Below are 13,387 nucleotides of genomic sequence, written 5' to 3'. Positions count from 1 at the left end.
TCAGGCCGTTTGTTCTGCAGGGGCCTTGGCTACCGAGCACAGGCGGATCGAGTCGGCGAGGATCTCGATGGCCTTTGGCCGTGGGAAGCTGGCGCGCCAGGCGATGGCCACGGTGCGGAACGGTGCCGGGGCGGTCAGCGGGCGGACTTCGATGACCCCAGGCGCGTAGTGGTGGCTGTGCACCGCCGACAGCGGCAGGATAGACACGCCAAGGCCGGACGCTACCATGTGGCGGATGGTTTCCAGCGAGCTGGATTCGACCGTGGTGTGCCGCGACCCTTCACCCCCCTTGTTCAGGGTAGGGCAGGCTTCCAGCACCTGGTCACGGAAGCAGTGACCTTCACCCAGCAGCAACAGGCTCTTGTCGTTGAGCATGGCGGTGTCGATGGTCTTTTTGGCCGTCCATGGGTGGTCGGCAGGCATCAGCGCGCAGAACGGTTCGTCGTAGAGGGGCAGGGTGAGCACATCGGCTTCATTGAACGGCAGGGCGATGATCACCGCGTCCAGCTCGCCATTGCGCAGCTTCTCGCGCAGCACATGGGTGAAGTTTTCTTCGATGTACAGCGGCATCTGCGGTGCCACGCGGTGCAGTTGCGGGATCAGGTGCGGGAACAGGTAGGGGCCCACGGTGTAGATGGCACCGACCTTGAGCGGCGCAGTCAGCTGGTTCTTGCCAGCCTGGGCCAGTTCGCGAATGCCCTGGGCCTGCTCCAGTACCTTTTGTGCCTGGGCAACGATGCTCTCGCCGACGGGGGTCAGGCGGACCGCGCTTTTGCTGCGTTCGAAGATCAGAACGCCAAGCTCATCCTCAAGCTTCTTCACACCGACCGACAGGGTCGGCTGGCTCACGTGGCAGCGCTCGGCGGCATGGCCGAAGTGCTGTTCCTGGGCGAGTGTGACGATGTAGCGTAGTTCTGTGAGGGTCATAACGTGCGTCCATGAAGTTGCGGCCCCAGCATAGCGGCTGCAATCGATAGACGCACGTTATCAGACTTGCCGATTTGTGACAGAAACAAAAGTCTTAGCGGCGATCCAGCGAGTAGACGAAGGGCGCCACGACTTCGATGGTGCCATTGTTCAACAACTCGGGTGGCGGCTTTGGCACTTTGCCGGCGCGGCGGATCATTTCCATGGTCGCGCGGTCCAGCGCGGCACTGCCCGACCCACCGGCCATCGAATACGACACCACCTTGCCCTCGGCGTCGACCACGAAGCGCAGGCGGTTGATGCCTTGCAGGCCACGGCGGCGCGCGTCTTCCGGGTAGCGTTTGTACTTGGCCAGGTGGCGCAGCAGGTCACTCTGCCAGGTCGGCAGGGCGTTGCTGTTGGACGCGATGCTCGGGGCCGGTGCCGCGGACTTCTGCGGTGGCGTATTGCTCGGCGGCGCGTCGACGGTCTGCTCGGTCGGCGGTGCCTCCTTCGGCGGCTCAGGCTTCTTCTCAGGCTTGGGCGGCTGGGGCTTGGCCTTCGGCTTGGGCGGCTTGGGGATGGCGATCTTCGGCTTGGGTGCCTCCACCAGCTTCGGCAAAGGTGGTTCCTCTACCGGTGCAGGTGGCTGCGGCGCCGCTTTCGGGGGCGGCGGTGGCGCGGGTTCCGGCAGCGGTGCCAGTTCGACCATCATGGCTGCTGGCGGCAACTCGATGGCCTGGGGCACAGACCAGTTGAGCGTCAGCAGCACGGCGACCACGTGCACGCCCAGCACGATCGCCAGGCTGCCAGCGTAGCGCGCCATGTTTGAGCGCGGTTTTGTCATTTCTTGGCTGCCGTCTCGAGACCTACCAGGCCGACTTTCAGGTAGCCGGCCGAGCGCATGTTGTTCATCACTTCCATCAGGTCACCGTAATCCACGCCTTTGTCGGCCTGGAAGAAGATGGTGGTTTCCTTGTCACCCTTGGTCTTGGCGTCGAGCATCGGGCCAAGCTGGTCGGGTGCCGGGACCTGATCGTCGCCGACGTACAGCTTCTGGTCTGCCTTGACGCTGACGAACACCGGCTTCTCGGGCCTCGGCGCCGGTTTGGCGGTCGAGGCCGGCAGGTCGACCTTGATATCGACTGTGGCCAGCGGGGCGGCAACCATGAAGATGATCAGCAGTACCAGCATTACGTCGATGAACGGCGTAACGTTGATTTCGTGGTTTTCGGCGAGGTCGTCGCCACCTTCGTTGAGATGCAGGCCCATGGCTTACCCCACTTTCACCATGTGCGGGGCGGCGCGCTCGCTGCCTTGGTGGTCCAGATCGCGGCTGACCAGCAGCAGTACCTGGGCGGAAGCATCGGACACCTGAGCCTTGTAGCCGGCAATGGAACGGGCGAAGACGTTGTAGATGACCACGGCCGGGATTGCCGCGACCAGGCCCAGGGCGGTGGCCAGCAGGGCTTCGGCGATACCCGGGGCGACCACGGCCAGGTTGGTGGTCTGGGTCTTGGCGATACCGATGAAGCTGTTCATGATGCCCCAGACGGTGCCGAACAGGCCGACGAACGGGGCGGTGGAACCAATGGTGGCAAGTACGCCGGTGCCGCTGCTCATGTTACGGCCGCTGGCATGCACCAGGCGCTCCAGGCGGAAGCTGACGCGTTCCTTGATACCCTCTTTCTCGCGGGCATTGGCCGACAGGCGCATCTCTTCAAGGGCGTCGTGCACCAGGGTATGGGCCAGCGTGCCTTCCTTGCTGGAGACTTCGCTGGCATCTTTCAGCGTGGTGGCCTTCTTCAGCTGGGCGATTTCGCCACGCAGGCGGCGTTTGGCGCCCATCAGCTCGAAGCCTTTGGCGATCCAGATGGTCCAAGTGATGATGGAGGCGATAGCCAGGCCGATCATGACGATCTTCACCACGATGTCGGCGTTCTTGTACATGCCCCATGGGGACAGGTCGTGGGCCATGCCCAGCGAGGTATCTTCAACCAGGGCTTCGACGCTTGGGTCTGCTGCAGCTGGTGCACCGGCAGTGGCGCTGGTGGCGGGTGCCTCGCCAGCCGGGGCGGTGCTCGGGGCAGCAGCGGCAGTGGCGGCGGCCGGCGTGGTGGTATTGGCGGTTGGCTCATCGGCCATGGCTGCCGGGGCCAGCACCAGGCTGAGCGTCAGCGCGGCGATGGCGCGCCAGGCGCGCGACTGGGTTGGCGAAGCGGAGGGTTTAGTACGTGTCATGCTGGCCGGACCTGATGAAGAGAAAAGACGAACGTTCTCCAAGGCCTCGAGGCGGGCCGAGAACAACTTGGTCGCCATTATTGCAAGTAATTCTTGTTAACAAAAGTAATATTGTAGCTTTTTTCGCCTATGGTCTAGCCATCCATCGTGTAGCGTGGTTGGGCTGATCAGTTGGTCCAGGGAGTTTTGTGATGTCAGACCTTTCCGTGATGGTGGTGGGTTGTGGTGATGTAGGCGGGCGCTTGGCCCGGCAGATGCTGGCACGTGGCTGGCAGGTCAGCGGTCTGCGCCGTTCGGTGGGGCAATTGCCTGCGGGGGTTCACCCGGTGGCTGCGGACTTGGCCGAGCCCTCGCTGCCAGCCGCATGGCCACGGGGTACGCTGGACTACCTGGTGTACTGCGTGGCGGCCAGCCAGCATGACGAGGCGGGTTACCGGGCGGCCTATGTCGACGGTTTACGCCATGTGCTGGCCTGGCTGGCCGAGCGTGGCCAACGGCCGCGCCGCTTGCTGTTCGTGTCAAGCAGTAGCGTGTATGCGCAGAAGGACGGCGAGTGGGTTGAGGAAGGGTCGGCGACCGAGCCCGAGGGGTATTCGGGGCGGCTGATGCTGGAAGCGGAGCGCTTGGCTCTTGGCAGCGGCATACCGGCGAGTGTGGTGCGCCTCACTGGCATCTACGGCCCCGGCCGCGAGTGGCTGCTGAGCCAGGTACGCCAAGGCTATCGGGTGGCTGAGCAGCCGCCGCTGTACGGCAACCGTATTCATGCCGAAGATGCTGCCAGCTTGCTGGCGTTTCTGCTGCAGGAAGATGCTGATGGCAAGGCGTTGGACGACTGTTACATCGGGGTTGACGATGATCCGGCACCGCTGGCCGATGTGGTGGCCTGGTTGCGGGCCTACCTGGGGGTTACCGAGTGGTCAGATGAACAGCGCGTGCGGCGTACCGGTAGCAAGCGCTGCAGCAACGCACGGGTGAAGGCGTTGGGCTGGGCACCGGTGTATCCGAGTTACAAGGAAGGCTACGCAGCCATCCTGGCGGCGAAAGCCTGACCACACCCTTGACGCGACTTCTGTAGGCGCGGCCTGGCGTTGCGATTGGGCTGCAACGCAGCCCTGGCAATCCACGCGCCGACGCTGATGCCCTGGTGCCGTGTTGCGGCCCTGTCGCGAAACAAGGCCGCTGCTGCAGGCTTCAGTTTTTTTCCAGCAACCACTGGCGCTTGCCCGCTGCCAGTTGGGGCATGTCATCAGCCTGGGCACGGTTCACCGCCTGGAAGATCTCCAGCTTGTCGCCGTCACGCTTGATGATGAAAGGCGCACCCCGTTGGTTGCGCTCCAGCCACAGGCTGTCGTTGCTGCCGCCCATGGTGGCGCAGTCGCCGGCCAGGCACAGGGCGAAACGGTCTGGCCCAGGCAAGCCAGTGACGTTGCCGGTATCGCTGAAGCGTACTTTTCCGCCTTGGCCCTGGCCTTCGAGAATGGTCCATTCACCGCCCAGATACGCTTGGTACAGGGCTTTTTCAAAGCTGCTGCCCAGCGAGGCGTTGGCGGTGGCAGAGGGTTGTACGCGGACAAAAGCCTGCTTTGCGCCGCTCTGGTCTGTGGTCAGCAGTTCGTCACCGTCCAGCGCAAGCTGCTCGGTCTGGCCACCGTCAAAGTTGGCCTGCAATTGCTTGTCGAGCGTGACCAGCTGGCCGTCCGCCGCTTCGAAGCCATTGCTGTAGCTGGCCTGCTGGTTGGCGACGTCGAGCTTCCACTCGAATACCGGACCATTTTCATTGAGGGCCTGGCGCAGGCTGTCGCCCTTTACCGCGGCCTTGATCGCAGCCTGGTTGATCCAGGTGCCGTTGAAATCTTCGGGTTTGTGGCTGGCGCAGCCGCTCAGGAGCAGGGCTGCCAGCGCGAGGGGCAGTGCGTGACGCATGTCGGGAAACCTTGCGCAGGAGAGGGGGCGACGGGCAGGGTGCCCCGTCGCCCAAGGCATCATTCGATGACCAGGATGGCGTCCATTTCGACCTGGGCGCCTTTTGGCAGCGCGGCAACGCCAATCGCGGCGCGGGCTGGGTAAGGCTGTTCGAAGTAGCGGCCCATCACCTCGTTGACCTTGGCGAAGTGGCTCAGGTCAGTCAGGAAGATGTTCAGCTTGACGATGTCCTTGAACGAACCGCCGGCAGCCTCAGCCACGGCCTTGAGGTTCTCGAATACCTGCACGGTCTGGGCTTCGAAGCCTTCGACCAGCTCCATGGTCTTCGGGTCCAGCGGGATCTGGCCGGACATGTACACGGTATTGCCGGCCTTGATCGCCTGCGAGTAGGTACCGATAGCGGCGGGGGCCTTGTCGCTGTTGATGACGGTCTTGCTCATGATGACTCCTTGCGGTTGGCGGACTACGTACGCATGCGGGTGATGCGGACCACACCGGTCAAGGTACGCAGCTTCTTGATCACACGGGCCAGGTGCACGCGATCGTGTACGCTGACCACCAGTTGGACCACGCTGATACGGCCGTCGCGCTCGTCCATGCTGATTTTCTCGATATTGCCGTCGGCCGCGTTGACGCTGCTGGCAAGCAGGGCAATCAGGCCGCGCTGGTGCTCCAGTTCGACCCGCAGTTCGACATTGAACTCGCCGGTGATGTCCTTGGCCCAGGAAAGCTGCACGCATTTTTCCGGGTTGTGGCGGATTTCACTGATGTTGCGGCAGTTCTCCAGGTGCACGACCATGCCCTTGCCTGCCGACAGGTGGCCGACGATCGGGTCGCCCGGGATGGGTGTACAGCACTTGGCATAACTCAGTACCAGCCCCTCGGTACCGCGGATCGCCAGCGGCCCTTCCGGTGCGGGCAACTGTTCGCCTTCGGCTGACAGCAGGCGGCGCGCAACCACATATGCCATGCGGTTGCCCAGGCCGATATCTTCGAGCAGGTCTTCGATCAGTTCCAGGCGGTACTCCGCCAGGATCGCCTGGATACGTTCCTGAGGGATCTTCTCCAGGCTGCTGTCGAAGCCGGTCAGCACCTTGTTCAGCAGGCGTTCGCCCAGGCTGATGGATTCGGACCGGCGCTGCTGCTTGAGCGCGTGGCGGATGTGCGTGCGCGCCTTGCCGGTAACCACGAAGTTGAGCCAGGCCGGGTTTGGCCGGGCGCCCGGGGCGCTGACGATTTCCACCGTGGACCCGCTCTGCAGCGGTTCGGACAACGGCGCCAGGCGGCGATTGATACGGCAGGCGATGCAACTGTTGCCGACGTCGGTGTGTACCGCGTAAGCGAAGTCGACGGCCGTCGAGCCTTTGGGCAGCTCCATGATGCGGCCCTTGGGCGTGAACACGTAGACCTCGTCCGGGAACAGGTCGATCTTCACGCTTTCGATGAACTCCAGCGAGTTGCCAGCACGCTGCTGCAGCTCCAGGATGCCTTTGACCCACTGGCGGGCACGGGCGTGGCTGCCCTTGGGTTGCTCGTCGTCGTTGGACTTGTACAGCCAATGCGCCGCGATGCCGTTGTTGGCCATCTCTTCCATCTCGCGGGTGCGGATCTGGATTTCGATGGGCACGCCATGCATACCGAACAGCGTGGTGTGCAACGACTGGTAACCGTTGGCCTTGGGGATCGCGATGTAGTCCTTGAAGCGGCCGGGCAGCGGCTTGTACAGGTTATGCACGGCGCCGAGCACACGGTAGCAGGTATCGACTTTGTCAACGATGACGCGGAAGGCGTACACGTCCATGATCTCGTTGAAGGCGCGGCGCTTGCCGCGCATCTTCTTGTAGATGCCATAGAGGTGCTTCTGCCGGCCGCTGATTTCGCCTTCGATGCCATCGGCAGCCAGGCAGTTGGCCAGCGAGTGCTCGATCTTGGCGACGATTTCCTTGCGGTTGCCACGAGCGCTTTTCACCGCACGGTGAATCAGCGACGAGCGCATGGGGTGCATGGCCTTGAAGCCGAGGTCTTCGAACTCCACGCGCACCGTATGCATGCCCAGGCGATTGGCGATGGGGGCGTAGATTTCGAGGGTTTCCTTGGCGATGCGCCGGCGCTTTTCACCGGACAGCACTTCAAGGGTGCGCATGTTGTGCAGGCGGTCAGCCAGCTTGACCAGGATCACGCGGATATCGCGCGCCATGGCCATGGCCATTTTCTGAAAGTTTTCAGCCTGCGCCTCGGCCTTGGTTTCGAAGTTCATCTGGGTCAGCTTGCTGACCCCGTCAACCAGCTCGGCCACGGTCTCGCCAAATTGCTGGCTGAGGGCTTCCTTGGCGATACCGGTGTCTTCGATCACATCGTGCAGCATGGCCGCCATCAGGCTTTGATGGTCCATGTGCATGTCGGCGAGGATGCTGGCCACGGCCAGCGGGTGGGTCACGTAGGGCTCGCCGCTGCGGCGGCGCTGCCCGTCGTGGGCCTGTTCGGCGTAGAAATAGGCGCGCCGGACCAGGTTGACCTGTTCAGGGCCAAGATAGGTCGACAGCCGTTCGGCCAAGGCTTCTATACCCGGCATGGGTTTACCTCCTGCCGAGGAAGAGGGCCTTGCGCCGTGCGACGTCGACCTGGCATCAATCAGACAGCCTCGTTGTTCTCGTCCTCGAACGCGGCGAACACCGGATCCTCGGTGACGATCTCTTCAGCGGCGATGAATTCGTTGGTGACGATGCCTTCGGCGATTTCACGCAGGGCAACGACGGTAGGCTTGTCGTTTTCCCACGCTACGCGTGGTTCCTTGCCGCCGGTCGCCAGCTGGCGAGCGCGCTTGGTCGAGAGCATGACCAGCTCAAAGCGGTTATCCACGTGTTCCAGGCAGTCTTCAACAGTTACGCGGGCCATGGTCTTCCTCAGTAGCAAATGCGGTGGGCGTGCAGCCCAATAGTGGGCAGGCGGACTCGATAGTATAAAAATTCACCAGCCAATAGGGAAGCGCTGTTTTGCCGAGCAGCGTCATCCCCAAGCCTGCCACCGCACCCTGCAGGCGCGGTTTCAGCCGCGAAAGGGCCGAAACAGACACCCTCGACGCATGAGCCTGACGATAACCTCAGAGCATCGCGCCGCGCAACCTCGGGGTCAGCTCTTCGAACAAGGTCTGCACCGAGCGCAGCGCCCGGCAGTCCGGGCGGGTCAGCAGCCACAGCTGGGTGTCGCAGCCGGCCAGCGGCCCGCTGAGCGCATCGACGCCGGGCAGCGCATGCACCATGTAGTCCGGCAGCGCCGCCACGCCCAACCCGGCGGTCACCAACTGAGCGATGGTCGACATGCTGCTGCACTGGTAGCGCGGGCTCAACCCAGGGTGCTGCTGGTTGCGCCAGACCACCGTGGGGTGGTCCTGCATGGAGTCGTCAGGGGCGATCCACGGGGTGCTGGCAGGCGATTCGGCCAGCCGCTCGCGCCACTGCGGCTGGCCGCAGATGACATAGGACGTCGAGCCCAGGTTGCGGCCCACCAGGTGTTCAGGCGGTGTATTGGTCAGGCGCAGGGCAATGTCGGCGTCGCGCCGGCTGAGGTTGGCGAAGGTGTTGGAGGTGCCCATTTCCAGCGACAGCGCCGGGTAGTTGGGCATGAACTCGGCCAGCGCCGGCAGCAGCAGGCTGTGCATGACCGCCTCGGTACAGGTCAGGCGCACCGTGCCGCTGACCACTTGCTCGCCACTGGTCATGGCAATGCGCGCGGCCTCCAGCGCCTGCTCGGCACGCTCGGCCTGCTCGGCCAGGGCCTGGGCAGTATCGGTTGGCAGGTAGCCTTTGCGGCTTTTCACGAACAGCGCAGTACCGAGGGCCGATTCCAGCCGGCGTATCGAGCGGAAGACCGTCGATACGTCAACTTTGAGCAACTCGGCGGCCTTCGCCAGCGAGCGGCCACGCTCCAGTGCCAGGACCAGAGTGAGGTCGGCGTGGGTGATCTGATATTGCATTGGTGCACGCTCTGCTTGCCGAATTGCCAATGTCTGTTGCATCAGGGCCATTTTATAGTGAAACCGCCCCCCGGAATCAATGCGCCCGGTCGGGTCAACAATCCCCACGATGGGAAGTGAAAAGAACAACAGCTGCAACCATCGTCGCCCATGAGGCGCCAGCCGTACCCCCCACATCGCCGCAGCAAATCAAAGGATGTACAGCCATGACGTCGGTCACCCCGTGCGCCAGTTCTTCCAGCGAGATGAAAGACTTCCTCCAGGCCCATCCGGACACGCAGTACGTCGACCTGCTGATCTCCGACATGAACGGCGTGGTACGCGGCAAGCGCATCGAGCGAGCCAGCCTGCACAAGGTGTACGAAAAGGGCATCAACCTGCCGGCGTCGCTGTTCGCCCTGGACATCAACGGCTCCACCGTGGAAAGCACCGGCCTTGGCCTGGACATCGGCGATGCCGACCGTATCTGCTTCCCGATCCCTGGCACGTTATCGGATGAGCCGTGGCAGAAGCGCCCCACAGCCCAGTTGCTGATGACCATGCACGAACTGGATGGCCAGCCGTTTTTCGCCGACCCGCGGGAAGTGCTGCGCCAGGTGGTCAGCAAGTTCGACGACCTGGGCCTGGCCATCTGTGCCGCCTTCGAGCTTGAGTTCTACCTGATCGACCAGGATAACCTCAATGGCCGCCCGCAGCCGCCGCGCTCGCCGATTTCCGGCAAGCGCCCGCAATCGACCCAGGTGTACCTGATCGACGACCTCGACGAATATGCAGACTGCCTGCAGGACATGCTCGAAGCCGCCAAGGAGCAGGGGCTGCCGGCGGACGCCATCGTCAAGGAAAGTGCCCCGGCGCAGTTCGAGGTCAACCTGCACCACGTTGCCGACCCGCTGAAAGCCTGCGACTACGCGATCTTGCTGAAACGGCTGATCAAGAACGTGGCCTACGACCATGAAATGGACACCACCTTCATGGCCAAGCCCTACCCAGGCCAGGCAGGCAACGGCCTGCACGTGCACATCTCGCTGCTGGACAAGAAAACCGGCAAGAACATCTTCGCCAGTGACGACCCGCTGCAGAGCGATACCCTGCGTCACGCCATTGGTGGGGTGCTGGAGACGATGCCGGCATCGATGGCTTTCCTGTGCCCGAACATCAACTCCTACCGCCGCTTCGGCGCCCAGTTCTACGTGCCCAATGCGCCGAGCTGGGGCCTGGACAACCGTACGGTAGCCGTCCGCGTGCCCACCGACAGCAGCGACAACGTGCGCCTTGAGCACCGCGTGGCCGGCGCCGACGCCAACCCGTACCTGATGCTGGCGGCCATCCTGGCCGGCGTGCATCACGGCCTCACCAACCAGGTCGAACCCCAGGCGCCGATCGAAGGCAACTCCTACGAGCAACTCGAACAGAGCCTGCCGAACAACCTGCGCGATGCCTTGCGTGCGTTGGACGACAGTGAGGTGCTCAACCAATACATCAGCCCGGACTACATCGATATCTTCGTGGCCTGCAAGGAAAGCGAACTGGCCGAGTTCGAAGTGTCGATTTCCGACCTCGAGTACAACTGGTACCTGCACACGGTGTAAGCCCATGAGCGCAACTGCGGTCCCCTTGATCGGTGTCAGCGCCTGCCGCCAGCAGGTGGGGAAGAACTCGTCGCACACGGTTGGCGACAAGTATGTCGAGGCGGCCGCGTTTGCCGGCCTGCCGCTGATTCTGCCGGCCCGTGACGGTGGCAGCGACACGCAAGCGTTGCTGGCCTGCCTGCACGGCATTGTTTTTACGGGCTCGCCTTCAAATATCGAACCGCATCATTACAATGGCGCCCCCAGTGCCGCGGGCACCCTTCATGACCTGGCGCGTGACCGGCTGACCTTGCCGCTGCTGCAGGCGGCGATCGCCGCCGGTGTGCCGGTGTTGTGCATTTGCCGTGGTTATCAGGAACTGAACGTGGCCCTGGGGGGCAGCCTGCACCAGCGTGTGCAAGAGCTGCCTGGCTACCTGGACCATCGCGAGCCCGAGGGCGCGCCCCTGGAGGTGCAGTACGGCCTTCGGCACCCGGTGTTCGTAGAGCCTGGTGGCTTGTTCGAGCGCCTGGGGCTGGCAGCGCAGTTCGAGGTCAACTCGCTGCACAGCCAGGGCATCGAGCGCCTGGCTTCGTGCCTGCGGGTCGAAGCGCGGGCCCCGGACGGCCTCATCGAAGCGGTGTCCATGCCCGGTGCGCCGGGCTTCGTCCTTGGCGTGCAGTGGCACCCAGAGTGGCGGTTCAGCGAAAACCCGGTCTCGCTGCGCCTGTTTCAGGCGTTTCGCGAGGCCTGCATTGCCTATGCAGCACGGGAGGGCGCACGGCTGACGCGCCCCTGACAGCAAGCTTTCAATGAGTGAAAGCGGGCCTTGTGCGCAAGGCCTGTAAGAACAATTCCAAAACTTACGGCAAATACTCATGAGCAATTACACCGAAGCCGCCCGCCCACCCGACGTGGCGGCCGAAGCGGGCAACAATCAGCGCAGCAAAGGCCTGGCCAAGGGTCGCCTGGGCTTGCTGGCCAGCGTGGTACTGGGCATCTCCACCATCGCCCCGGTCTATACCCTCACCGGCGCACTGGGCCCTACCGTGCGTGAGGTAGGAGCACACCTGCCAGCCGTGTTCATCGTCGGCTTCCTGCCAATGCTGCTGGTAGCCTTGGGTTACCGTGAACTGAACTCGGCAGAGCCGGACAGCGGCACCTCCTTTACCTGGTCGGCGCGCGCCTTCGGGCCGATGATCGGCTGGATCGGGGGGTGGGGGCTGGTGGTTGCCACCACCATCGTGCTGTCCAACCTGGCGGGGGTGGCGGTCGACTTCTTCTACCTGTTCCTCGGCCAGATCACCGGCAGGCACGCGCTGGCGGGGCTGGCCGACAACCTGTTGATCAACATCGTCACCTGTTGTGTGTTCATCGCCCTGGCGGTGTGGATCTGCTGCCGGGGCATGGCCACCACCATGACCGTGCAGTATGGCCTGGTGGCCCTGCAATTGCTGGTGTTGGTCGGCTTCGCTTTCGCCGCGTTCGGCGGCACCACCGCGCCACCGCCGATGGCGTTCGACCTGGCCTGGTTCAACCCATTCGGCGTGGAGTCGTTCTCGGCCTTTGCCGCGGGCTTGTCGCTGTCGATCTTCATCTTCTGGGGTTGGGATACCTGCCTGACCGTCAGCGAAGAGTCGGTTGGCAGTGAAGAGGTGCCGGGCAAGGCTGCCACCCTGACCGTCATGCTGATCCTCGGCCTGTACCTGTTCACTGCCATTGCCACCCTGCAGTTTGCCGGCATTAGCGAAACGGGCCTGGGGCTCAACAACCCGCGCATCCAGGAGAACGTGTTTGCCCACCTGGCCGGCCCGGTGATGGGGCCGCTGGCGATCCTGATGTCCATTGCCGTGCTGGCCAGTACCGCAGCCTCGTTGCAATCGACCTTCGTGGCGCCGGCGCGCACGCTGCTGGCCATGGGTTATTACGGCGCAGTACCGCCGAAGTTCGCCAGTGTTTGCCCACGCTCGCAGACCCCACGCTACGCCACCATTTGTGCAGGTGTGGCGGCGGGCCTGTTCTACGTGACCATGCGTACGCTGAGCGAGAACGTGTTGGCCGATACCATCACTGCGCTGGGCATGATGATCTGTTTCTACTATTCGCTGACGGCGTTTGCCTGCGTCTGGTATTTCCGCGGCAGCCTGTTCAGCAGCGTGCGCCACTTCTTCATGCGTGGCATGTGCCCGCTGGTGGGTGGGGTGATTCTGTCGGTGATCTTCGCGCGTACCGCCATCGACAGCGCGTCGCCGGACTTCGGCAGCGGTTCGCATGTCGGCGGGGTGGGGCTGGTGTTCGTGATTGCCGCGATCATCTCGGTGCTGGGCATCGGGCTGATGATGCTGTCACGCCTGCGTGCGCCGGCGTATTTCCTGGGGGCTACCCTGCGCCAGCAGGCCACCCTGCCTTTGCAGGAATAAAGCAAGGGGCCGCGATGCGGCCCAATCGCCGGCAAGCCAGCTCCCACGGGGATCGCATCAGGGCTGACAGGTGTTTGCCACAAGGTATGCAGCGCCTGTTAGAGCGAGCGCCGCCCGCGCGGCGCATCGCGAGCTGCGCTCGCTCCTACGTTTGTTTCGGGCCAATTATTCCTGTGGGATTTGCGCGCGAACGCCTTGGCGCATGCCTCAAAATCGCGTCGTACGAACAAGGCGGCCGCGCGCATCTGGCACAGGGGTATGCAGCGCCTGTTAGAGCGAGCGCAGCTCGCGATGCGCCGCGCGGGCGGCGCTCAATCTCACGGGCACTGAAGATGCAGCGGCTACCCTTGCCAGGA

The 13,387-nt window shown here is 63.5% G+C and carries 13 protein-coding genes; 4 read left to right on the top strand and 9 right to left on the bottom strand.

The window, feature by feature from the left end:
- The 4 genes from AACG97_RS27485 to exbB form a co-directional block, all read right to left on the bottom strand.
- Positions 1-927 carry a hydrogen peroxide-inducible genes activator gene (locus AACG97_RS27485; RefSeq protein ID WP_009684523.1) on the bottom strand — a complete coding sequence of 309 codons (927 nt, stop codon included), beginning with the start codon at positions 925-927 and terminating at the stop codon, positions 1-3.
- 94 nt (positions 928-1,021) lie between these two features.
- Positions 1,022-1,753, bottom strand: a complete 732-nt coding sequence (locus tag AACG97_RS27480; RefSeq protein ID WP_033690730.1) for an energy transducer TonB — start codon at positions 1,751-1,753, stop codon at positions 1,022-1,024.
- Entirely contained in the window at positions 1,750-2,178 is a 429-nt protein-coding gene (gene exbD / locus AACG97_RS27475; RefSeq protein ID WP_009684525.1) for a TonB system transport protein ExbD, read from the bottom strand. The genes AACG97_RS27480 and exbD overlap by 4 nt, the downstream gene beginning before the upstream one ends.
- A 3-nt stretch (positions 2,179-2,181) precedes the next feature.
- Complete coding sequence (gene exbB / locus AACG97_RS27470; protein WP_009684526.1) at positions 2,182-3,147, bottom strand: tonB-system energizer ExbB; 966 nt, start codon at positions 3,145-3,147, stop codon at positions 2,182-2,184.
- A 191-nt stretch (positions 3,148-3,338) separates the two neighbouring features.
- On the opposite strand from exbB, the gene AACG97_RS27465 reads away from it, so the two are divergent.
- Entirely contained in the window at positions 3,339-4,196 is an 858-nt protein-coding gene (locus AACG97_RS27465; protein WP_225786190.1) for an SDR family oxidoreductase, read from the top strand.
- Positions 4,197-4,338: 142 nt separating this feature from the next.
- Here the strand turns inward: AACG97_RS27465 and AACG97_RS27460 are convergent, their stop codons facing one another.
- The 5 genes from AACG97_RS27460 to AACG97_RS27440 all read right to left on the bottom strand — a co-directional run bounded on the left by AACG97_RS27460 (position 4,339) and on the right by AACG97_RS27440 (position 9,043).
- A complete protein-coding gene (locus AACG97_RS27460) occupies positions 4,339-5,070 on the bottom strand; it encodes a hypothetical protein (RefSeq protein ID WP_009684530.1) in 732 nt (243 codons plus the stop codon).
- Positions 5,071-5,129: 59 nt separating this feature from the next.
- Entirely contained in the window at positions 5,130-5,510 is a 381-nt protein-coding gene (locus AACG97_RS27455; RefSeq protein ID WP_009684531.1) for a RidA family protein, read from the bottom strand.
- Positions 5,511-5,533: 23 nt separating this feature from the next.
- Positions 5,534-7,642, bottom strand: a complete 2,109-nt coding sequence (gene spoT, locus AACG97_RS27450) for a bifunctional GTP diphosphokinase/guanosine-3',5'-bis pyrophosphate 3'-pyrophosphohydrolase (RefSeq protein ID WP_009684532.1) — start codon at positions 7,640-7,642, stop codon at positions 5,534-5,536.
- A gap of 59 nt (positions 7,643-7,701) precedes the next feature.
- On the bottom strand, positions 7,702-7,965 hold the full coding sequence (gene rpoZ, locus AACG97_RS27445) for a DNA-directed RNA polymerase subunit omega (protein ID WP_003253383.1): 264 nt from the start codon (positions 7,963-7,965) through the stop codon (positions 7,702-7,704).
- 205 nt (positions 7,966-8,170) lie between these two features.
- Positions 8,171-9,043 (bottom strand): LysR family transcriptional regulator, encoded by an 873-nt coding sequence (locus tag AACG97_RS27440; RefSeq protein ID WP_009684533.1) that lies wholly within the window; start codon positions 9,041-9,043, stop codon positions 8,171-8,173.
- A 245-nt stretch (positions 9,044-9,288) separates the two neighbouring features.
- Here AACG97_RS27440 and AACG97_RS27435 point away from each other — a divergent pair, with 245 nt between their 5' ends.
- From AACG97_RS27435 to AACG97_RS27425, 3 genes are all read left to right on the top strand, one after another.
- Positions 9,289-10,632, top strand: coding sequence for a glutamine synthetase family protein (locus AACG97_RS27435; RefSeq protein ID WP_370593786.1), 1,344 nt, complete (start codon positions 9,289-9,291; stop codon positions 10,630-10,632).
- Positions 10,633-10,636: 4 nt separating this feature from the next.
- Entirely contained in the window at positions 10,637-11,410 is a 774-nt protein-coding gene (locus AACG97_RS27430; protein ID WP_047149775.1) for a gamma-glutamyl-gamma-aminobutyrate hydrolase family protein, read from the top strand.
- Positions 11,411-11,489: 79 nt separating this feature from the next.
- Positions 11,490-13,031, top strand: a complete 1,542-nt coding sequence (locus AACG97_RS27425) for an APC family permease (protein WP_047149774.1) — start codon at positions 11,490-11,492, stop codon at positions 13,029-13,031.
- Positions 13,032-13,387: the final 356 nt, after the last annotated feature.

The sequence above is a fragment of the Pseudomonas sp. Nvir genome (assembly GCF_963778085.1).
GTDB classification, from domain to species: Bacteria; Pseudomonadota; Gammaproteobacteria; order Pseudomonadales; family Pseudomonadaceae; genus Aquipseudomonas; species Aquipseudomonas juntendi.
The sequence above is the reverse complement of the archived record's forward strand: the minus strand, read 5'-3'. Positions and strand labels throughout refer to the sequence as shown.

Bases quoted from the DNA above. Each gene is read 5' to 3' on its own strand.
- AACG97_RS27485 (WP_009684523.1), bottom strand. From the start codon at position 927: ATGACCCTCACAGAACTACGCTACATCGTCACACTCGCCCAGGAACAG.
- AACG97_RS27480 (WP_033690730.1), bottom strand. From the start codon at position 1,753: ATGACAAAACCGCGCTCAAACATGGCGCGCTACGCTGGCAGCCTGGCG.
- exbD (WP_009684525.1), bottom strand. From the start codon at position 2,178: ATGGGCCTGCATCTCAACGAAGGTGGCGACGACCTCGCCGAAAACCAC.
- exbB (WP_009684526.1), bottom strand. From the start codon at position 3,147: ATGACACGTACTAAACCCTCCGCTTCGCCAACCCAGTCGCGCGCCTGG.
- AACG97_RS27465 (WP_225786190.1), top strand. From the start codon at position 3,339: ATGTCAGACCTTTCCGTGATGGTGGTGGGTTGTGGTGATGTAGGCGGG.
- AACG97_RS27460 (WP_009684530.1), bottom strand. From the start codon at position 5,070: ATGCGTCACGCACTGCCCCTCGCGCTGGCAGCCCTGCTCCTGAGCGGC.
- AACG97_RS27455 (WP_009684531.1), bottom strand. From the start codon at position 5,510: ATGAGCAAGACCGTCATCAACAGCGACAAGGCCCCCGCCGCTATCGGT.
- spoT (WP_009684532.1), bottom strand. From the start codon at position 7,642: ATGCCGGGTATAGAAGCCTTGGCCGAACGGCTGTCGACCTATCTTGGC.
- rpoZ (WP_003253383.1), bottom strand. From the start codon at position 7,965: ATGGCCCGCGTAACTGTTGAAGACTGCCTGGAACACGTGGATAACCGC.
- AACG97_RS27440 (WP_009684533.1), bottom strand. From the start codon at position 9,043: ATGCAATATCAGATCACCCACGCCGACCTCACTCTGGTCCTGGCACTG.
- AACG97_RS27435 (WP_370593786.1), top strand. From the start codon at position 9,289: ATGAAAGACTTCCTCCAGGCCCATCCGGACACGCAGTACGTCGACCTG.
- AACG97_RS27430 (WP_047149775.1), top strand. From the start codon at position 10,637: ATGAGCGCAACTGCGGTCCCCTTGATCGGTGTCAGCGCCTGCCGCCAG.
- AACG97_RS27425 (WP_047149774.1), top strand. From the start codon at position 11,490: ATGAGCAATTACACCGAAGCCGCCCGCCCACCCGACGTGGCGGCCGAA.